Raw genomic sequence first — 20,254 nt, 5'->3', positions numbered from 1 at the left:
ATAAAAGAGGTCATCATGGCTGGTAACACTATTGGGCAACTGTTTCGCGTCACCACCTTCGGTGAGTCTCATGGACTGGCGCTGGGCTGTATTGTAGACGGCGTGCCGCCCGGCATTCCGCTGACCGAAGCCGATCTGCAGCACGATCTGGATCGCCGTCGTCCTGGTACGTCACGTTACACCACCCAACGTCGCGAACCGGATCAGGTCAAAATCCTCTCCGGCGTGTTTGAAGGTGTGACCACCGGCACCAGCATCGGGCTGTTGATTGAGAACACCGACCAGCGTTCTCAGGATTACAGTGAGATCAAAGACGTGTTCCGTCCCGGCCATGCTGACTACACCTACGAGCAGAAATATGGCCTGCGCGACTACCGTGGCGGTGGCCGTTCGTCGGCCCGTGAAACCGCGATGCGCGTTGCCGCTGGCGCCATTGCCAAAAAGTATCTGGCACTGAAGCACGGCATCAAAGTCCGCGGTTTCCTGGCGCAGATTGGCGATGTGGCCTGTGAGCTGAAGGACTGGGATCAGGTTGAACAGAACCCGTTCTTCTGCCCGGATCCCTCGAAGCTGGAGGCGCTGGACGAACTGATGCGCGGGCTGAAGAAAGCGGGTGACTCGATTGGTGCGAAAGTGTCGGTGATGGCCGAAAACGTCCCGGTTGGCCTTGGCGAACCGGTTTTCGATCGTCTGGATGCGGACCTGGCGCATGCGTTGATGAGCATCAATGCGGTGAAAGGTGTTGAGATTGGTGACGGCTTTGCGGTGGTCAACCAGCGCGGCAGCCAGCACCGTGACGAAATTCGTGCGGATGGCTTCCAGAGCAACCACGCCGGCGGCATTTTGGGCGGCATCAGCAGCGGTCAGCCGATTCTGGCCAACATCGCCATGAAGCCAACCTCAAGCATTACCGTGCCGGGCAAAACCATCAACCGCTTTGGTGAAGAAGTCGAGATGATCACCAAAGGCCGCCACGATCCCTGCGTGGGGATCCGCGCGGTGCCGATCGCGGAAGCGATGATGGCGATCGTGCTGATGGATCACTTACTGCGTCAGCGCGCTCAGAACGCTGATGTGCACACGGACATTCCTCGCTGGTAACCGAATGAAAAAGACGCTGATGGCGCTTGGTGCGCTGCTGATAAGTGCTTCCTCGCTGGCGGCAACGCCCTGGCAATCGATCCGCCAACCGATTAGCGGCACGCCGCAGTCGATTGGTCAGTTTGCTAACGGCTGTATCGTTGGCGCAGAACAACTGCCGCTGGATGCGCCTGACTATCAGGTCATGCGTCAGGATCAGCGTCGCTACTTCGGCCATCCGGACCTGATCATGTTTATTCAGCGTCTGAGTACGCAGGTGCATAACCTGCAGCTCGGCGAAGTGTTGATTGGCGATATGGGCATGGCTGCCGGTGGGCGCTTCAGCAGCGGTCACGCCAGCCATCAGTCGGGACTGGATGTGGATATCTGGCTACAGCTGCCTAAATCGCGCTGGTCCTCAGCGATGCTGTTAAAGCCTCAGCCACTGGATTTGGTGGCGGCGGACGGTAAAAACGTGGTCGCGCGCCACTGGCAGCCGGAAATCGACAGCCTGATTAAACTGGCGGCGAAAGATGATGATGTGACGCGCATCTTCGTCAATCCGGCAATTAAAAAGCAGCTGTGTGCCGATGCCGGTGCCGATCGGGACTGGTTACGCAAAGTGCGTCCATGGTTTGGTCACCGCGCGCACATGCATGTGCGTTTGCGTTGCCCTGCGGGCAGCCTGCAGTGCCAGGATCAGCCCGCGCCGCCGGCCGGTGATGGCTGTGGTGCCGAGCTGCAAAGCTGGTTCCTGCCTGCCAAACCGGGCAGTGGTGCGCCAGTGAAGCGCGAGCCGCCGCCGTTACCGCCATCCTGTCAGGCGTTACTGGATAAACATTTGCTTTAGGGATCGAAGATGGATTGGTTCGTTGTCAGCCCACTGTTTGTTGGGCTGCTGTTCTTTGTCGCCATGCTGGCCGGGTTTATCGATTCGATTGCCGGTGGCGGCGGGCTGTTAACCGTGCCGGCGCTGATGTCCGTAGGCCTCTCTCCCGCGCAGGCGATTGCCACCAATAAATTGCAGTCAGTTGGCGGCTCGTTCTCGGCAAGCCTCTATTTTGTCCGTCGTGGCGCGGTCAATCTGCGCGAGCAGCGGCTGAATATCGGCATGACGTTTCTGGGTGCAGTGACCGGTGCCATTCTGATCCAGCATTTGCAGGCCGAACTGCTGCGGCAGGTTCTGCCGATCCTGCTGATCGCTATCGGGCTGTACTTCCTGCTGCTGCCGAAAATTGGCGAAGAAGATCGCCAGCGTCGCCTGCACGGCTTGCCATTTGCGCTGGTGGCCGGTGGTTGCGTCGGCTTTTATGACGGCTTTTTTGGTCCCGGCGCGGGCTCTTTTTACGCGCTGGCTTTCGTCACCCTGTGCGGCTATAACCTCGCAAAATCCACGGCTCATGCCAAAGTGCTGAACTTCACCTCCAATTTTGGTGGCCTGCTGTTCTTTATGTTTGGCGGCAAAGTGGTGTGGGGAACCGGACTGGTGATGCTGGTGGGCGCCATCTGTGGTGCCCGGTTAGGTGCACGCATGGTGTTAAGCCGTGGGCAAACGTTGATCCGCCCGATGGTGGTGATCGTGTCTGCTGTGATGAGTGCAAAACTGCTTTACGACAGTCATGGCGCGGCGATTGCGGCCTGGTGTCACCGTCTGTTGGGTTGAGAAAAGAAAGAATGAACGATAGCCACCACTACACGCAGCTGATTGAAATTTTTGACCGCTGCTTTTTTGCCGATTTTCAGACACGCCTGATTAAAGGCGATGACGAACCGATCTATCTTCCTGCTGATGACGACGTGAATTATCACCGCGTGGTGTTTGCTCACGGCTATTACGCCAGCGCGCTGCATGAAATTTCGCACTGGTGCATTGCCGGTGCTGAACGCCGCAAGCAGGTTGATTTTGGCTACTGGTATTGCCCGGATGGCCGTGATGCCATGACGCAGAACCAATTCGAAACGGTAGAAGTGAAACCGCAATCGCTGGAGTGGATGTTTTGTGTTGCGGCAGGGTTTCCCTTCAATGTAAGTTGTGACAATCTCAACGGAGATTGTGAGCCGGATCGCATCGCGTTTCAGCGCAAAGTCCATGCTCAGGTCATGACGCATCTGGAACAGGGTCTTCCTGCTCGTCCAGCCCGATTGATTGCTGAACTCTGCTCGTATTACTCAACGCCCCCGCTGACGGCGGCACAGTTTCCCTGGCCAGAAGACCTGTGATCGTGGGGACAGGAACGAATAAGGAATTTTATGATCGATGAATTTGAGGCGCGTATTCTGGCCCTGATCGACGACATGGTGGAAAGCGCCAGTGACGACGAGCTGTTTGCCAGTGGTTATCTGCGTGGGCATCTGACGCTGGCCGTGGCTGAGATTGAACTCTCCGGCGAGCATACCCCTGAAGCATTACAGATTCAGGTGCAGAGAAGTCTGCAGAACGCCATCCAGGCCGGTGAACTCTCGCCGCGCGATCAGGCGCTGGTGATTGGCATGTGGGACAACCTGTTCCTGCAGGCGCGCAAACCGTCCTGAAAACCGGGCGGCCACCGTGCCGCCTGGCTTAATTCTCCTGTCAGAACGCCGTTTTAATCGCTTTCCCTTTCAGTAATTTCCTTACCCAGTAACGATTCGGATGCATCGCTGCCAGCGTGTCGGCATCCAGCGGGATCGGTTCGCCACAGAGTTCAGCCGCCAGCACTTCTGCGCCCAACGGACCGCTGCACAACCCGCGTGAACCTAACGCACCCAACACAAACAAGCCTTTATGCAGCGGCGCTGCCTGCGCGGTCTCTTTATGCTGAGCCAGATCGGCATACTGTTCCAGCGTTTGCTGATAATCGGGCAGGGGACCAAACATCGGCAAATGGTCGCGAGAGGCGCACCGCACGCCGCTGCGGGATTCACCGGCGCTGACGTCCACTTCTTTCGGCCAGTCTGCCTGTGGCAGGCAGCGGATCAGCCTTTCGCGGTTTTCCTGCTGGTCCTCTTCACGGTAGTCGGTTGAGGTGTCCGCGCGATGATAGCTGGCACCAATACAGTGATGCTGATTGTGCGGGTTTGCCGGCGTCAGGTAACCGTCATAGCACAGCACCTGCTTTAGCGGGCTTAACCCAGGCGTGGTGGGAATATGGCTGACCTGGCCGCTGACGGCATAGGCGGGCAGCATTTCGCTCTGGGCAAAGGACGCCAGTGTGTGGCCGGTGGCCAGCACCACGTTGCGGTGCGGCTTAGCAGGCTGGTCCCGGAACTGTAACTGCCAGCCATCCGCCTCGGGCCGCATTTCCGTCAGCGTATGCTGCCAGTGGATCTGCAATCCTTGTTGCAATGCCAGTTCAAACAGCGCCGGGGTCAGTTGCCCCGGAGAGAGCCAGCCGCCCAGCGGATAGCTTATTCCGCCGCAGCCTGTTTCCACGCCGCACAAGGCTTCCGCTTCGGCCTGCGACACTTCGCGGGCAATCTCTTCAGGCAAGCCCATGCTCAGCAGTTTGGCGATCTTCTCGCGGCTTTTTTCATCCCAACCCAGCTGCGTGACGCCGCACCAGTCGTGATCAAAAGCGACCGGCAGGCTGTCGTAAAGCCGGCGGGCAAAGGTGAACGCCAGTGGGAAGAAGGTGGCTAATGCTGGATCGTGCTGATTGAGCAGGGGATAGAGCGCGCCCTGACGATTCCCGGACGCGCCTTCGGCGGCCCTGGCATCCGCGCAGTATAGGGTGACCTTTTTGCCGCGACGTAACAGCGCCAGCGCCAGCAGCGCGCTGGCAATGCCGCCGCCAATAATGGCGATATCATCGCCTTCAGCAGCCGGACGTGCGTACCACGGCATGTTTGCATGAGGGGACGTTAACGCGTCCATTGTACCGCAAAGCATTTCGCGTTTCGGGCCAAAGCCTTTGCTGCGAATAACGTTAAATCCCGCATCTCTCAGACCGCGACGAACAAAGCCCGCGGCGGTAAAGGTGGCAAAGGTGCCGCCCTGGCGGGCCAGTTTTGCCATGCAGGCAAACAGTTCGGGCGTCCACATATCGGGATTTTTAGACGGCGCGAAGCCATCCAGGAACCAGGCATCGACCTGATGCTGCAGGCTGTCATCAAAAGTGTGGATCAGCTGGTTAATATCGCCAAACCACAGATCCAGCGTGATGCGGCCGCCGTCCAACAGCAAGCGGTGACAGCCTGGCAACGCTTGCGGCCACTGTTGGCAAAGTTCCGCCGCGTAGTCGGCCAGTTCAGGCCAGACGGCCAGCGAACTGGCGAGATCTGTCACGTTTAAAGGATATTTCTCACTGCTGATGAAGTGTAAACGCTGTAATTTAGCCTCGGGATGCGTTTCCCGGAAGCGATCGAACGCCTGCCAAAGGGTCAAAAAGTTCAGACCAGTCCCAAAACCTGTCTCAGCAACGATAAATAAATCGCGCGAATGTTGAGCAAATCGATCGGGTATTTGGTTGCCACCGAGGAACACATGGCGGGTCTCTTCCAGACCATTTTCATTGGAGAAGTAGACGTCGCCAAACGCTCGGGATACAGGTGTACCCTGTTCATTCCAGCTTAATTCGGCATACTCGATCGGGGTCGTTTTCAAGGGGGAAGCTCGGTTATCAGGCGGTGCCGCGATTGTAACGGTGTGAGCTGGCCCACGCAAATTTACAAAAGTTAAGCGCTGATCGGACTTGTTCGGCGTACAACTGTAAGCTAAAGTGCCTGTCGAATCCTAATATAAGTAGTGAATGAGGTATTGAATGAAACGTGCAGTGATTACTGGCTTGGGTATCGTTTCCAGCATTGGTAATAACCAAGAGGAAGTTTTGGCATCTCTGCGTGAGGGTCGCTCAGGCATCACCTTCTCCCAGGAGCTGAAAGATTCCGGCATGCGTAGTCACGTCTGGGGTAACGTCAAACTGTCTAAAGACGAAATTTCAGCTCTCATCGATCGCAAAGTATTGCGTTTCATGAGCGATGCGTCCATTTATGCTTACATCTCCATGCTGGAAGCGGTGAAAGATTCCGGCCTGACCGCCGAGCAGTACCAGAACAACCCACGTGTGGGTCTGGTTGCCGGTTCCGGTGGCGGTTCCCCTTACAACCAGGCTGCCAGCGTTGATGGTATGCGTGCAAAAGGCCTGCGTGGCGTGGGTCCTTATATGGTGACCAAAGCCATGGCATCCGGCGTTTCTGCCTGCCTGGCAACACCATTCAAAATTCACGGTGTGAACTACTCCATCAGCTCTGCTTGTGCGACCTCCGCTCACTGTATCGGTAATGCGGTTGAGCAGATCCAGCTGGGCAAACAGGATGTGGTATTTGCTGGCGGCGGCGAAGAGCTGTGCTGGGAAATGTCCTGTGAGTTCGACGCGATGGGCGCACTGTCCACCAAGTACAACGAAACCCCAGAAAAAGCCTCCCGTACTTACGATACCAGCCGTGACGGCTTCGTTATCGCTGGCGGCGGCGGTATGGTGGTGGTTGAAGAACTGGAACACGCGCTGGCTCGCGGTGCTCACATCTATGCAGAAGTGGTTGGCTACGGCGCGACTTCTGATGGTGCTGACATGGTTGCCCCATCAGGCGAAGGCGCAATGCGCTGTATGCGTCTGGCAATGGCCGATGTGGATACCCCAATCGACTACCTGAACACCCACGGTACCTCTACGCCAGTGGGCGATGTGAAGGAACTGGGTGCAATCTGTGAAGTGTTTAGCGAGAACATGCCTGCCATGTCCGCGACCAAAGCAATGACCGGTCACTCTTTGGGGGCCGCCGGCGTGCAGGAAGCCATTTACTCTCTGCTGATGCTGGAACACGGCTTTATCGCGCCAAGCATCAACATTGATGAGCTGGACCCCGCGGCGAAAGGTCTGAACATCGTGACCAAGCCAACCGAGCAGAAGCTGAAGACCGTTATGTCTAACAGCTTTGGCTTCGGCGGGACTAACGCCACCCTGGTGATGCGTAAGCTCGACTAAGTTTCAGGGGGCGAAATGTCGCCCCCTGTCTTTCCCTTCAGCGTTCTCTCTGTTCCATCGGCCGCAATCGCTTCGGCAAGCCGGCAACCACCAAATCGTAAGATTCCTCTACCAGCTGCCGTACCAGGCCTTCACTAATTTGTTCGCCGGGATAAATCGAGATCCAGTGACGTTTATTCATATGGTAAGCCGCATGAATGCTGTCGTAGATCGCCCGTTGTAGCAGTGCGTTTTCGGGATCGCATTTCAGATTCACAATCCGCTCGCCGCGAACCTGTGCCAGTAAAGCGAACATCTTGCCGCGCACCTTAAACACCTCATATTCGGGGCCAAACGGGTAGCAAAGCTCGGCTGAAGGCAGGGTCCGGGCGACGTCGGCCGCCAGCTGATGAATCTGTTTTCCGTCCATTGTATGGCTCCATCGCGGGGATTTCTGTCCAGCAGGCTAGCATAACCGCACCCTCCGGCTCACCCCCGATTTTATTCTTTCTCCCGCAGCACCTTGCCAACATTTCCCGCAGGATGAACCGCCAGCAGCGTTTCCCGGCTGTAGCCACTTTGCGTCATTAACACCGCTATCATCGCGTCAAACACCGCCAGCACGCTGATAATCGAGGTGGTGGCCAGCATATTCAGCGGATCAATTTCCTGAGTTTCAGGCATCAGCAACAGCCGATCGGCTGCCTGAGCAATCGCCGATCCGGCGTTTTCAGTGACGCTTACCAGCGTGCAGCCTTTGCTTTTTACCGTCGGCAATAAGCGGGTTAACTCATCGGAATTGCCGCCGCGCGACAGCATAATCAGCACGTCGCTGGCGCGCAGAAAACCGATATCACCGTGCGCCGCATCGGCAGCGCTAAGCCAGGTGGCGGGACGCTCTACGCAGGAAAGCATATGGGCGATCTTTCTGGCGGCAATGCCCGAGGTGCCAATCCCGGTGACCGCAATTTTCCCCTCGCAACGGGCCAGCGTGTTGAGTACCGCCAGCCACTGCTGACGGTCGAGCCGGCTTTCCAGCGTGGCTAGCGCATCGCGATAGGTCTGCCAGCCACAGGTGGCCTGTGACCAGGCGTCGATGTGCTCCATCAGGCCTCCTGCATCATCTGGCGATACTTCATATGGTCGTGATACATCTCGCGGAATACCTGGTATTTGCGATCGTAGTAATGTTTGATCTCATTGGTTTGCGGCGTGACGGTTTTGCCGATACGGCTCATGGCATTCATCGCTTCCGGCAGGGATTCATACACCCCGGCGGCCACGGTGCCCATCATTGCGCTGCCCAACAGCATCGCTTCACTCTCTTCCGGTAGCAGCATTGCACAGCCGGTGGCGTTGGCATGTTCCTGCACGAAGATCGGGTTTTTGGTGCCGCCGCCGCTGGCCATAATGGTATCGATGCTGTAGCCGGTCTGGTTCATGGTTTCGATGATATGGCGGGCTCCCAGCGCAATCGCCTGAATGGTCGCCAGGTAGTGCAGCGCCATATCTTCCGGCGTGCGCGAGAGTTTCAGCCCGGTGAGGATGCCGGTCAGATTCGGGTTCGCGCGCGGTGAGCGGTTACCGTGAAAATAGGGCAGCATATGGATATCGCGGGTCAGAAAGGCAATCTTTTCGGGCTCGCCGGCCATTTTGCGCAGCAGATCGTTTAGGACTTCATAGATGGTTTTGCCCTGCGCCTTTCCCTGATCGCGCAGCGTGGCATAGCAGGGGTGAGACTGGATCATATGGTCAATCAGCGCGCCGGTGGCCGACTGGCCGCCTTCGTTCAGCCATAAGTCGGGCAGAATGGCTGAGAAGTAGGGGCCCCAGACGCCTTTAATAAAGCGCGGCTCTTTCGAAATGGCCATATGGCCGGTGGAGGTGCCGCCTATCAGCGCGATGCGCCGGTCAAAGTCAGCATGTTCCCCGGACGCGCCCGCCGCACCCAGCGTGCCGAGGCTGCCCGCATGGGCATCAATGATCGACACGCTCACCGCCGTGCCGGGCAGCAGGCCCATTTCGCTGGCGGCTCGCTGCGTCAGGCCGTGCCCCAACGGTTCACCCATGGTTTTTACATCGCGGCCAATTTTCGCCGCGTCATGCTCGAGCAAATCTTCCAGCCCAATCTGGCGGAAATAGCTCTCATCCCAGCGGTTCTCATGACCCATATAAGTCCATTTGCACACCAGCGAGCACAACGAACGCGTTTCATCCTGGGTGGCCCGCCAGGTGAGGAAGTCGGGCAGGTCAAATACATGGCCGATGTTCTGCCAGCTGTTGGGCATATGCTGTTTCAGCCACAGCAGCTTTGGCGTCTGCATTTCGGGTGAGATCACCCCACCAACATAGTCCAGCACCCGGTGCTGGGTGGCGTTAATACGCTCGGCCTGCGAAATGGCGCGGTGATCCATCCACACGATAATATTTTGCTCGCTGCGGCCCGACGGACTGACCGTCAGCGGTTTGCCTTCTTTATCCAGCACCACCAGTGAACAGGTGGCATCAAAGCCGATGCCTTTAATCTGTACCGGATTGATGTTGCTTTGATTGACGGCATCGCGCACCGCCTGGCACACCGCCTGCCAGATATTGTCTGACGACTGCTCGACAAAATCGGCCTGCGGGCGAAACAGCGCAATTTCCCGGCTGGCCTGGCCCATCATCCGGCCCTTAAGGTCGAAAATTCCCGCACGTGCGCTGCCGGTCCCTACATCCACACCCAGATAATAACTTGTCATTGTTAGCCTCGACCGTCAGGTTCTGCGATTCTGTAACGCAATAAACAGGATAAGCACACCGCCCCAGAGCGCCATCGTCAGATAGCTGCTTACGCCCAGCAGATTGAGCCCGCTTTCCAGCATTTGTAAGACGATCAGCGCCAGCACCATGCCAATCACCCGGCCAAACCCGCCGTCGGGATTTACCCCACCCAGCACCGAGGCCAGAATGGTCACCAGCAGCCAGGACTCGCCGTAGCCTGCCTTCGCCGAGTTGAACATCGACATCATCAGCAGCGCCGCGCCCCAGCTCAGCAGGGCAGAGAAGATATACACCGTGATTTGCACCCGCGCGGTGTTGATGCCGCTGAAGCGGGTGGCCTGTTCGTTAGATCCCAACAGATAAATGCTGCGGCCCAGCGTGGTCTGTTCCAGCAGAACCCATAGCGCAAAGGCCACCAGCAGGAACAGCAGCAGGGCAAAAGGCACGCCAAACACCTCGCCATTGCCGAGGAACTGAATCAGCGGTGGGAAGCCGGAAATCACCGCGCCGTTGGAGAGCAGGATATTCAACCCGGCGATCAGCGTCATGGTGCCGAGGGTGGCCAGAATCGGCGACACCCCAATCACCGCGATCAGCAGACCATTCAGCGTGCCGATCAGCACCGCCAGCAGCGCACCGGCGATGAGCGCCAGCAGCAGAAACAGTGGCTGACCGGGATGGGCAACGATGATCGCGCCCATCAGCAGGGAACAGGCGTTGGCGCTGGCGATAATCGACAGGTTGATGCCGCCGGTCAGCATGGTCAGCCCCATGCCCAGCGCCAGTAAGCCTAAAACGGGCAGTTGGGTGGCAATCGACTGGAAGTTGCCCGCGCTGAAGAACCGTCCACCCAGCGTCAGCGAGAACAGCGCCAGCACAATGACAATCATCAGCAGCTGCAGGCGAATAATCCGGTCGCCCGGAAGGATTTTGATTATGGCGTTCATTTCACATCCCCTTCGCCAGTTTGCGTTTTTCATTCCACGCGGTGGCGCTGATGCTGACCAGAATAATCAGCCCGCTAAACACCATATGCCAGTAAGAGGAGACGGCGAGCAGCGTCAGGCCATTTTGCAGGAAGGCCAGCAGCAGCACCCCCAGCAGCGTGCCGAATAATGAGCCACGGCCGCCGGTCATGCTGGTGCCGCCGAGAACCACGGCGGCCAGCACCGTGAGTTCATAGCCGACCAGCGAATTGGGCGCGACTGACTGGGTGGTCTGCGCCTGAACGATGGCGGCAACACCGGCCAGCAGTCCCATATAGCCGTAGACGTAAAAGTGCAGCGTCAGCAGGTTCATGCCCAACCGGGAAGCGGATTCGCGGTTGCCGCCCATCGCATAAATCTGCCGTCCCAGCCGGGTATAGCGCATCAGCACGCCGGTCAGCACAAACACCGCCAGCAGGCAGAAGAGCGGCAGCGTCAGCCCGTATTCATAGCCATCGGCGGCCGTGAAAGAGAACCAGTTGATGCCGTTCATAAACCACTCGGGGAAACCGTACAGCCAGGTGCCATCGGTAAACCACACCAGCAGGCCATAGAACAGGTTGAGCGTGGCGATAGTGATAATGATCGCCGGAACGCGTAAGAAGTAGACCAGCGCGCCATTGATCAGCCCCAGCAGCAGCCCGCAGCCCATGGCAATCGCGAAGATCGTCACGAAGTTGCCGCCGTGCGCCAGCAGGGTACTGGCCATCGCGTACTGCGCAATCGCGGTCATCGCCGGGAAGGAAATGTCGATCCCGCCGGCGATCAGCACCACAAACAGTCCGCAGGCCAGAATACCGAGGATGGCATAGCTGGTGGCGACATCGGTCAGGTTACCGAGCGTTAAAAACTCGCTGGAGCGCAGGCTGAGGCCCGCGGCCAGCAGCAGGATCAGCATCCCCAGCCAGAACTCATGGTGGCCGATCAGATGTCGTAATTTGTTATTCATTGACCACCCCGGCAATCTCGTCTTCCTGGCACTGGTGCGGCGCAAAACTGGCGACCAGTTCGCCTTTCCGCATCACCAGTACGCGATGGCTGTTGTAATACGCTTCCGGGATCTCATCGCAAATCATCAACACGGCCATGCCGGATTCGGCAAGATCGCGGGCAATCCGGTAGATCCCTTCTTTATTGGCGATATCGACGCCGACCGTGGGCGAGTCAAGGATCAGCACTTTCGGATGGGTCGCCACCCATTTGGCGATGGCCACGCGCTGCGCATTGCCGCCGGACAGGGTTTGCACCGGCAGCTGGCTGTCCGACACCTTGATGTTCAGTTCGCGGATCAAGGTGGCGACCTGATGACGGGCCTTTTTCTGGTCCATCAGCCCGGCACGGTTATGCAGCCGGTTAAAAATCGGCACCAGCATGTTGTCGAAAATAGACTGCTGCATCACCAGCCCCTGGGTCTGCCGATCTTCGGAAACATAGGCAATGCCGTGGCGGATCGCATCCCGGTTGCTGCGCAGGCTGACCGGCTGGCCCTCAACGCTGATTTCACCGCTGTCCGGCTGAGTCATGCCAAACAGGGACAGGCACAGCTCGGTGCGTCCGGCCCCGAGCAGGCCAACAATTGAGGTAATCTCACCCCGGCGCAGGCTCAGATTGATTGACTGATACTGGCCTTTGCGCGACAGGTTGCGCACTTCCAGCAGGGGCGTTTCGCTTTTATCGGCCCGTTCAGGCAGATGGCTGAAGGCAAAGCGTTGCCCGGTCATCAGGAACGCCAGCTCGTCGCTGTTCAGCTCGCTGGCCGGGAAGGTTCCCACCAGTTTGCCGTCGCGCATCACGCTGATGCGGTCCGCCACTTCCATGACTTCATCCAGCTTATGGCTGACAAACACCACGCAAATCCCGGCGGCTTTCAGCTCGTTGACCACCCGCAGCAGGCCATTGACTTCATGTCGGGTCAGGGAAGCGGTGGGTTCATCCATGATCACCAGGCTGGCATCCGCGGCCAGCGCGCGACAGATGGCCACCAGCTGGCGATCGGCTATCGACAGCTTTTCGACTTTGCGGTCCGGATCGAGCGTCACGCCAATGCGTTGCAGGGTATCGACCGCCAGTTTGCGCATTGCCGCTCTTTTTACCCAGAAGCCACCGCCGGGCAGATAGCGATGCACGGCGATATTCTCTGCCACCGTCAGATTGGGAAACAGCGACAGATCCTGATAAATCACCTGTACGCCGTAAAAGGCCGACAGGGAAGGGCTGAGATGGTTGAACAGCTTGCCATTGATGCCAATGTGCGAGCCTTTATCGGGTTGATACACCCCGGAAATCACTTTAATCAGCGTGCTTTTCCCGCAGCCGTTTTGTCCGGCCAGGCAGTGGACTTCGCCTTTATTCAGCGTCAGGCTGATGTTATCCAGCGCCTGGACGCCAGGAAAGGATTTGCTGATATGGTCGAGAGAGAGAAAGGTTTGCGACATAGAATTTACTCACCGTAGGGACTGTAGCCGCAGGCGGCCCGCTTGCCGGTCACCGATGTGACCGGCCGGGCCCAGCCATCAGAATCCGAGCGTTTTGGCGTTATCTTTGGTCACTTCCAGAATGCGGTTAAAGCGGATCACATGGGTTTTCATATCCACATCGGCTTTACCGAGGCCATCGATGGTCAGGTCAGGCGTGACCTGTTTGCCATCCAGAATCTGGTCGGCCAGACTCACCAGTGCAAAGCCGGCATCTTTCGGGTCCCACAGCAGCGCTTTCTTGATGTCGCCAGACGCCAGGTACGGCGCGGCCTGCGCTGGCATCGCGATACCCACTACGGCAATTTTGTTTTTCGCCCGTTTACTTTTCACTGCCTGACCGGCACCAATCGGGCCAAGCGAGCCAAAGCCGATGATCCCTTTCAGGTCAGGGTAGGTGCGCATCAGGTCGAGGGTGGTGGCGTAGGATTTATCAATACTTTCCGCCACGGGCAGGCGGGAAGTGACTTCATGCATATCCGGGTATTTCTGTTTCTGGTATTTGATGGCGGCGTCAGCCCAGGCGTTATGCAGCGGCACGGTCAGCGATCCGACATAAATCGCGTAACCGCCTTTGCCGCCCATCGCGCTGGCCAGCTCATCCATGTTCTTTTCGGCATATTTCTGGCTGTCGATGGTTTCCACATCCCACTGACCAATCGGCTGATCCGGGGATTCATGGGTCAACACCACGATGCCCTGATCGCGGGCCTTCTTCAGCACCGGCTCCAGCACCTTGGCATCGTTTGGCACCACGATAATGGCATCGACTTTTTTGGCGATCAGATCTTCAATCACCTTCACCTGCTGCGCCGGATCGGGCGTTGAACCGCCGACCTGATAGGCATTGACGTCAAGCTTGGTGGCGGCTTCTTTCACGCCCACTTCCATGCGGGTAAACCAGGGAATGCCGGTGACTTTCGCCACCACGGCGATATCATGTTTTTCAGCTGAGAAGGAGGGTGTTGTAAACAGCATGCAGGCAGAAACCACACATGCATTGAGTAATGCGACGTTGAATTTCATAGCAATACCTTATTGTAGGGCGCGGACTCTCCGCTTTAGTTACCCGCCAGGCGCGAGCTTATAGTGGTCAGATAGGGCGTTAGCCACCGGAGCACGATAGCAAGCAAATTTCAGGACTCTGGCAGCCAGCTGAGGGAAGTGTGATCGCTGACTTTTTTAGTTAAAATTGAGGGTAAACTAAGTTAAATAATTGTTAATAAATTATAAATATTGGATTAATGCATCAAAATAATGTTTTTATTTTGTTAATTTTAGGTGTTTTTGTATCTTTCCATTAACAATTTGCTGGCAGCGCTGATGACCTGGTTTAAAAATGGCCACTTGTTGACGCCCGTGCGCATTTGATATGCAGGAAGTGTGAGTTTCTTCGCAGTTGAAGGGCAAACAAGCCCAAGATTGGCCCAATTTTCCGGTAATTTCCGACGTAATTCGCTTACAGTCGTCCCGTTTACAAACGTTGACGGTTGGCGGACTTTCCTCCACACTTTCCACTCAAGATTACTCCCCTCAACGTCGCCACGATGTTGCGTAAGCGTCTAACGTCAAACAACGCGCCCCTGGCATTGCTACGGCAATGGCACTTTTGGGCGCGTCTGAACCGGCGAGCCCTTACGTAAAACAAGGACAACCATGTCGACAACACTTTCTGAACGCTCAGCCAAGCCTACGACCTCGCTGGCGAGCATCTCTTTTGCCGTTTTCCTCACCTATCTGACTGCTGGCCTCGCCTTGCCGGTGATCCCGCTGTTCGTGCATCAGGAGCTGGGACTGAATAACGTGATGGTCGGGGTCGCGGTCGGTATTCAGTTTTTTGCGACCTTACTGACGCGCGGCTATGCCGGCAGGCTGGCGGATCAGCGCGGTGCCAAACGTTCGGTGTTACAGGGTATGCTCGCCTGTACGCTGGTCGGACTGGCGTATGTGCTGGCGGCGGTGCTGCCGTTGCCGGTGATGGGTAAGTTTGCGCTGCTGGTGGTAGGGCGTTTACTGCTGGGCTTTGGAGAAAGCCAGCTGCTGACCGGCAACCTGACCTGGGGAATGGGGCTGGTTGGCCCGAAACGTTCCGGCCAGGTGATGTCATGGAATGGCATGGCCATCTATGGTGCGCTGGCGGCCGGCGCGCCGTTGGGCCTGATGCTGCATGACAAATGGGGCTTTATGGCGATGGGCATTGCCACAATGATCCTGCCCGTTGTCGCGCTGCTGTTTAATGTTTGGGTCAAGCCGGTGCCCACCCACGGCGGCGAGCGTCCTTCGTTGTGGACGGTGGTGGGTCAGATCCTCTCTCCAGGTTTTGGGCTGGCGTTGCAGGGCGTGGGCTTTGCGGTGATCGGCACCTTCACCTCGCTCTATTTCGCCAGCCAGCAGTGGGGGAATGCCGGTTTTGCCCTGACCGCATTTGGCCTTTCGTTTGTGCTGGTACGCATTTTGTTTGGCTGGATGCCGGACCGCCTTGGCGGTTTGAAAGTGGCGCTGATTTCACTGACGGTGGAAGCGGTTGGCCTGCTGGTGCTGGGCTTATCCACCTCGGCGTGGATGGCGTTGCTGGGTGCGGCGCTGACCGGTAGCGGCTGCTCGCTGGTGTTCCCTTCACTGGGCGTGGAAGTGGTTAAGCGCGTTGCGCCACAGGTGCGCGGCACGGCGCTGGGAGGATTCTCAGCCTTTCAGGATATCGCCTACGGTGCCAGCGGCCCGTTAACCGGTCTGCTGGCCACCTCGATGGGCTACGGCTCGGTGTATCTGGCCGGCGCTGTCTGCGCCCTGTTGGGTATCGCCGTGACGCTCAATTTTGCCCGCAATCAGTAACGCAGCTTCGCCAGTTTCTCTACCGCCTGAATAATCTCTGCCCGTTGCAGGGCAGAGAAGCCTAATATCCATCCTTCCTGCTGCGCGTCTGCGGAATATAACGGCGACAGGCGCGGCAGGATTATCCCCCGTTGCAACGCCTCCTCAGTCAGTCGCGCTTCTCCGCCTTTCGGCAGCGTCACCGCCAGCTGCAGTCCGCTGCTGTGGCTTAGCGGCACCAGGTTATCGCCCAGCTTGCTGGCTAATTGCTCCAGTAATAATGCTCTGCGGCTGGCGTAGAGCTTGCGCATCAGCCGCAGGTGCGCCTGAAAATGGCCGTTATTGATAAAATCGGCGGTGACGGCCTGCATCAGTTGGGCACTGTGACCGTCCATCACGCTGCGCAGCTTAGACAGCGGATCAACCAGCGAAGGCGGCACCACCAGATACGCCAGCCGCAGTGAAGGGAACAGCACTTTAGAGAACGTGCCGAGATACAGCACCCGATTGCTGTCATCCAGCCCTTGTAGCGCGGGCATCGGCTGATCCTGGTAATAAAATTCACTGTCGTAATCGTCTTCCAGCAACCAGCAGCCTTCGCGGCGGGCCAAAGCCAGCCACTGCAGGCGGCGCTGGAGCGTCATCGCCACGCCGGTGGGATACTGATGGGAAGGGGTCAGATACACCAGCCTGGCGGCTTTTTTATCGGGTATGGTTGCTCCTTCTTCATCCAGCGGCATCGGGATGACGTTGGCGCCGGCGCTGATAAAAGCATTGCGGGCACCGCTGTAGCCGGGCTCCTCAAGCCAGACGGTATCACCCGCATCGCACAATAGCAGCGCCAGCATTTGCAGCGCCTGCTGGGAGCTGGTGAGGATCATCACCTGCTCCGGTTCGCAGCGCACGCCGCGTGACTGTGCAAGGTAGCGGGCCACCGCGTGCTGCAGCAGCGGCAAACCCTGCGGATGACCATAGCGCATCATCTCTTCCGGCGCGTGCCGCAGGCGCTGACCCACCAGCCTGCGCCAGATGGCATGCGGAAAGGCGTGCAGGTCAGGGGAACCGGCGGCAAACGCCTGCGGAAACAGCGGATCCTGGCAACCGCCGGTGGCCACGATGCGGTTGCCACGGGCGGAAAGGGTGGCCGCCGTCGGCTCAGGCGGTTTTTTGCGTGGCGGATGGTCTCCCAGACTCACCGCCACGAAGGTGCCTTTTCCAATCTGGCGTTGCAGATAGCCTTCACTTTCAAGCTGCGCGTAAGCCGCCTCGACCGTGATTCTGGACAGCGCCAAATCACTGGCCAGCAGCCGTGAGGAAGGCAGGCGCTCGCCACTGGTCAACATGCCGCTGCGGATCAGCTGGCGCAAGGTGGTGCAGAGCTTTTCCCGTTTGGACTGGGCCTGTAGCGAGTCGAACAGCTGAATAATGGCAACCGTGGCGTGCGGCATAATGGTCTTATCCTCTCCTCTGAATGGGTACTATCGCTAAGGCCCATTCATCGTATCATCAGCGTTCACCCAATGCTCAGGAGTTAGCATGTCTCAATCAGCCGTTTTACAGTTTCCGCCACCCTCAGCAGCGACAAGCGAGGCGTGGCTCAGGGATAAGCTGGCGTATTACGCCGATGCCTGGGATGTGGCGCAGGATTTAGCGCGCGGTATCAGCGACATCGTGGTGCTGGATACGCGCTCCGCTGAGCAGTATCAGGCCGGACATATCTGCGGTGCAGTCAGCTTTCCACACCGCACGATGACGGCGGAAACCTTGTCACAGCTGAACAGCGACAAGGTGTACGTCACCTATTGTGATGGCATTGGCTGTAACGGATCGACCAAGGGGGCCTGGAAGCTGGCGGCGGCGGGATTTCGGGTGAAAGAGTTAATCGGCGGGCTGGATTTCTGGCTGCGTGACCGGCATCCGGTCACGCAGGGAGAAGCCGCAGGCGAATGGCCTGCGCAGACAATGCCTGAAGATTGTGGCTGCTAAGGCCTAGAGGAAAATCCACATCAGGAAAACAATCAGCACCAGCACCGCAAAGGCGGTGAAGACCGGACGATTGACCAGCGGCTGCAGCACGGGCGGCAGGTTGCCAGACAGCGGAGCGACAATCGGCTGAGGGTTGATTTCGCTGTCCGGCAGCAGCTGTTCGCGCAGGCGTTCCGCACGTCGGGCAAACAGCAGGTTCATCAGATCCTGCGCCTGCGAGGTGGTCAGCACCGCCAGCGGTGGCTGCTGGAAACGTTGCTGGCTGGCATCTTCCAGCAGGCGTTGCTCGGCATGGTCCGGCGGCACTTTTAGCGAGGCTAACAGCATCGGTAAGGTCGGGGCCGGATGCTGGCTCAGCGTCTGGCTCGCCTGCAGGTATTGCGTCAGCAGCGGATACAGGCGTGACGGGATGGGATCGCCGCTGTGCAAATTCACCATCTTCATCGCCGACGCCCACAGCTTGACCGGCTGTTCGCCGGTGGCGGCAGCCAGACGGGAAATCTGCTGATTGAGGGTGTGATGCTCAGCCGGAAGCAGGGTGCGATCGGACACGCGACTCTGCTGCGGTTGAGGAATGGCCATCTGGCCGTTCTGCAACATGGTCAGCACCTGGCGCAGCTGGTCAGGGTTCAGCGAGCTGAGCACCGTGTGGCCAAACTGCTGGCGGATAAAGTCACTGACCGCCTGGCGGTTATTACCCTGCGGCAGCAGATCGGTCAACTGCTGGAACAGCTGGCGGGTCGCATGGGTGTTCTGTACCTGCGACAGGCGCGTATTGAGAAACTGCTCCGCTGCCGGAAAATGGCGCGACAGCAAACCCGCATCGTTTTTCACTCCCACTTCGTGGCGCATTCCGGCCCACAGTTCAGGCGACTTCAGCGAACTCAGCGACATGATTTTGACGATCAGCCTTTCCAGCGTGGTGCGCTGTGCGGGTGATAAGGGTTGATCTCCCGGGCCTGGGCGGGTGGTGCCAGGTTTGGCATCGACCGTCGTCCGGTCGCCGGGGATCGGCGCACCGGGGCCGCTAAGAGGTTGCATGACAAAATCCTTCACTGAAAGGTCAACATCCGGGGCACGCCGGAGAAAGTATGATTGGCTATGATAACAATCCCGCCCGGTGATAGGTAGTGGCGAGGGCATGGCAGCGGGAAATAATTTATCGGCACAAGAGAAAGAAAAGGCCGGAAATCTCCGGCCTTAATGATTCACTCAGCGACGGTCAGGTTTCGGGGGATTACCCGCTCATTCAGCCCTGGGTAAAACGGGGTCGACCGTTGCGGTTTTCTTCACCCGTAACGGGGTGCGAAGACGCTGTGCCAGGATCACGCCCAGTAGGGTGATGCCACCGCCGATATAGTGATAGCTGTGCAGCTGCTCATGCAGGAACAGCACGGCGATAATGGCGGTAAAAATCGGCGCCAGATTCATAAAGATGGTCGCGGTGTTGGCACCCATCCGCATCACGCCGTGGATCCACAGGAACGGGGCGAGGATTGAGGCGAACAGACCGGCAAACAGCACCAGCGGAATGTTGTGCAGGTTAAGCGAAACGTCCTTCGCCATCAGGAAGTTCGGTAACAGCATCAGCACGCCAAACACAATCTGCACATACAGACTCTGCCAGTTGGGCAGTGGGATCGCCCAGCGTTTGGTCAGCACGCCGTACAGCGCATAGGATGTTGAGGCGGCGAACATCATCAGTTCGCCCTGGCCCATGCCGTGCGACAGCAGCTGTTGCGGATGCCCCTGGCTGACCAACCACACCAGACCGCCAAACGACAGCAGGCTGCCGATAACGATGCCCACCGTCGGCGCCACCCGCAGCAGCACAATGCTGATTAACACCGTTAACAGCGGGATCAGCGCATTGAGGATGCCCATAAACAGCGCGGTCACGCTGTGCGCGGCGTAATAGGCCAGGCTCTGATACAGCACCATGCCCAGCAGGCCGAGGACCAACAGTTTCCACCACACCTTGAGGATCTGCTGTCGGTTACGCCAGAGGGAAGGCAGCACAAAGGGCGTCAGGGTCAGCAACGCCAGCAGCCAGCGATAGAAGGAAATCGCCGCAGGATCGATCGCGCCGGCGGACACTTTGCTGACGATAGCGTTCACTGACCAGATCAGCACGGCCAGCAGGGGAAACAGAAAATTCATCGATAAAACCAGGTTGGGAAGCCAGAGGAAACAGTGTACGCTTGTCGCATTA

19 protein-coding genes are annotated in these 20,254 nt (G+C 58.0%); 8 read left to right on the top strand and 11 right to left on the bottom strand.

The genetic code is table 11. The features are described from left to right. Positions 1-15: 15 nt before the first annotated feature. The 5 genes from aroC to E2F51_RS22805 are packed head-to-tail and all read left to right on the top strand — an operon-like array spanning position 16 to position 3,612. A complete protein-coding gene (aroC, locus tag E2F51_RS22825; RefSeq protein ID WP_013203149.1) occupies positions 16-1,101 on the top strand; it encodes a chorismate synthase in 1,086 nt (361 codons plus the stop codon). A gap of 4 nt (positions 1,102-1,105) precedes the next feature. After that, complete coding sequence (gene mepA, locus E2F51_RS22820) at positions 1,106-1,930, top strand: penicillin-insensitive murein endopeptidase (protein ID WP_013203148.1); 825 nt, start codon at positions 1,106-1,108, stop codon at positions 1,928-1,930. Between the two features lie 9 nt (positions 1,931-1,939). After that, positions 1,940-2,743 (top strand): sulfite exporter TauE/SafE family protein, encoded by an 804-nt coding sequence (locus E2F51_RS22815; protein WP_134824646.1) that lies wholly within the window; start codon positions 1,940-1,942, stop codon positions 2,741-2,743. A gap of 11 nt (positions 2,744-2,754) precedes the next feature. Then, positions 2,755-3,300, top strand: a complete 546-nt coding sequence (locus E2F51_RS22810) for an elongation factor P hydroxylase (protein WP_013203146.1) — start codon at positions 2,755-2,757, stop codon at positions 3,298-3,300. A 30-nt stretch (positions 3,301-3,330) separates the two neighbouring features. Next, positions 3,331-3,612 carry a YfcL family protein gene (locus E2F51_RS22805; protein ID WP_013203145.1) on the top strand — a complete coding sequence of 94 codons (282 nt, stop codon included), beginning with the start codon at positions 3,331-3,333 and terminating at the stop codon, positions 3,610-3,612. 40 nt (positions 3,613-3,652) lie between these two features. On the opposite strand, the gene mnmC is transcribed toward E2F51_RS22805, so the two are convergent. Beyond that, entirely contained in the window at positions 3,653-5,662 is a 2,010-nt protein-coding gene (gene mnmC / locus E2F51_RS22800) for a bifunctional tRNA (5-methylaminomethyl-2-thiouridine)(34)-methyltransferase MnmD/FAD-dependent 5-carboxymethylaminomethyl-2-thiouridine(34) oxidoreductase MnmC (protein ID WP_134824645.1), read from the bottom strand. Positions 5,663-5,819: 157 nt separating this feature from the next. On the opposite strand from mnmC, the gene fabB reads away from it, so the two are divergent. Beyond that, positions 5,820-7,043 (top strand): beta-ketoacyl-ACP synthase I, encoded by a 1,224-nt coding sequence (gene fabB, locus E2F51_RS22795; protein WP_013203143.1) that lies wholly within the window; start codon positions 5,820-5,822, stop codon positions 7,041-7,043. 37 nt (positions 7,044-7,080) lie between these two features. Here fabB and E2F51_RS22790 read toward each other — a convergent pair whose 3' ends face one another. The 7 genes from E2F51_RS22790 to E2F51_RS22760 form a co-directional block, all read right to left on the bottom strand. Continuing rightward, on the bottom strand, positions 7,081-7,452 hold the full coding sequence (locus E2F51_RS22790) for an MmcQ/YjbR family DNA-binding protein (RefSeq protein ID WP_134824644.1): 372 nt from the start codon (positions 7,450-7,452) through the stop codon (positions 7,081-7,083). A gap of 71 nt (positions 7,453-7,523) precedes the next feature. Continuing rightward, positions 7,524-8,129, bottom strand: a complete 606-nt coding sequence (locus tag E2F51_RS22785) for an SIS domain-containing protein (RefSeq protein ID WP_134824643.1) — start codon at positions 8,127-8,129, stop codon at positions 7,524-7,526. Beyond that, on the bottom strand, positions 8,129-9,763 hold the full coding sequence (locus E2F51_RS22780) for an FGGY-family carbohydrate kinase (protein WP_134824642.1): 1,635 nt from the start codon (positions 9,761-9,763) through the stop codon (positions 8,129-8,131). Before E2F51_RS22780 ends, E2F51_RS22785 begins: the two co-directional genes overlap by 1 nt. A 15-nt stretch (positions 9,764-9,778) precedes the next feature. Next, the gene (locus tag E2F51_RS22775; protein WP_013203139.1) at positions 9,779-10,732 is read right to left on the bottom strand and encodes an ABC transporter permease; all 954 of its coding nucleotides are present in this window, start codon (positions 10,730-10,732) and stop codon (positions 9,779-9,781) included. Position 10,733: 1 nt separating this feature from the next. Beyond that, positions 10,734-11,720 carry an ABC transporter permease gene (locus tag E2F51_RS22770; RefSeq protein WP_134824641.1) on the bottom strand — a complete coding sequence of 329 codons (987 nt, stop codon included), beginning with the start codon at positions 11,718-11,720 and terminating at the stop codon, positions 10,734-10,736. Next, a complete protein-coding gene (locus E2F51_RS22765; protein ID WP_134824640.1) occupies positions 11,713-13,206 on the bottom strand; it encodes a sugar ABC transporter ATP-binding protein in 1,494 nt (497 codons plus the stop codon). The genes E2F51_RS22770 and E2F51_RS22765 overlap by 8 nt, the downstream gene beginning before the upstream one ends. A 78-nt stretch (positions 13,207-13,284) precedes the next feature. Beyond that, a complete protein-coding gene (locus tag E2F51_RS22760; RefSeq protein WP_013203136.1) occupies positions 13,285-14,271 on the bottom strand; it encodes an autoinducer 2 ABC transporter substrate-binding protein in 987 nt (328 codons plus the stop codon). 630 nt (positions 14,272-14,901) lie between these two features. Between E2F51_RS22760 and E2F51_RS22755 the strand changes: the two genes are divergently transcribed. Continuing rightward, complete coding sequence (locus E2F51_RS22755; protein WP_134824639.1) at positions 14,902-16,077, top strand: MFS transporter; 1,176 nt, start codon at positions 14,902-14,904, stop codon at positions 16,075-16,077. On the opposite strand, the gene E2F51_RS22750 is transcribed toward E2F51_RS22755, so the two are convergent. Beyond that, positions 16,071-17,504, bottom strand: coding sequence for a PLP-dependent aminotransferase family protein (locus E2F51_RS22750; protein ID WP_134824638.1), 1,434 nt, complete (start codon positions 17,502-17,504; stop codon positions 16,071-16,073). The genes E2F51_RS22755 and E2F51_RS22750 overlap by 7 nt on opposite strands. An 88-nt stretch (positions 17,505-17,592) precedes the next feature. Between E2F51_RS22750 and E2F51_RS22745 the strand changes: the two genes are divergently transcribed. Beyond that, positions 17,593-18,042, top strand: coding sequence for a rhodanese-like domain-containing protein (locus tag E2F51_RS22745; RefSeq protein ID WP_013203133.1), 450 nt, complete (start codon positions 17,593-17,595; stop codon positions 18,040-18,042). Positions 18,043-18,045: 3 nt separating this feature from the next. On the opposite strand, the gene flk is transcribed toward E2F51_RS22745, so the two are convergent. Both flk and E2F51_RS22735 read right to left on the bottom strand, forming a co-directional pair. After that, positions 18,046-19,083, bottom strand: a complete 1,038-nt coding sequence (gene flk, locus E2F51_RS22740; protein WP_013203132.1) for a flagella biosynthesis regulator Flk — start codon at positions 19,081-19,083, stop codon at positions 18,046-18,048. A gap of 204 nt (positions 19,084-19,287) precedes the next feature. Next, complete coding sequence (locus E2F51_RS22735) at positions 19,288-20,202, bottom strand: DMT family transporter (protein WP_134824637.1); 915 nt, start codon at positions 20,200-20,202, stop codon at positions 19,288-19,290. Positions 20,203-20,254: the final 52 nt, after the last annotated feature.

Origin of the sequence: Erwinia sp. QL-Z3, from assembly GCF_004551645.1 — a bacterium.
Taxonomy (GTDB): domain Bacteria; phylum Pseudomonadota; class Gammaproteobacteria; order Enterobacterales; family Enterobacteriaceae; genus Erwinia; species Erwinia billingiae.
The sequence above is the reverse complement of the archived record's forward strand: the minus strand, read 5'-3'. Positions and strand labels throughout refer to the sequence as shown.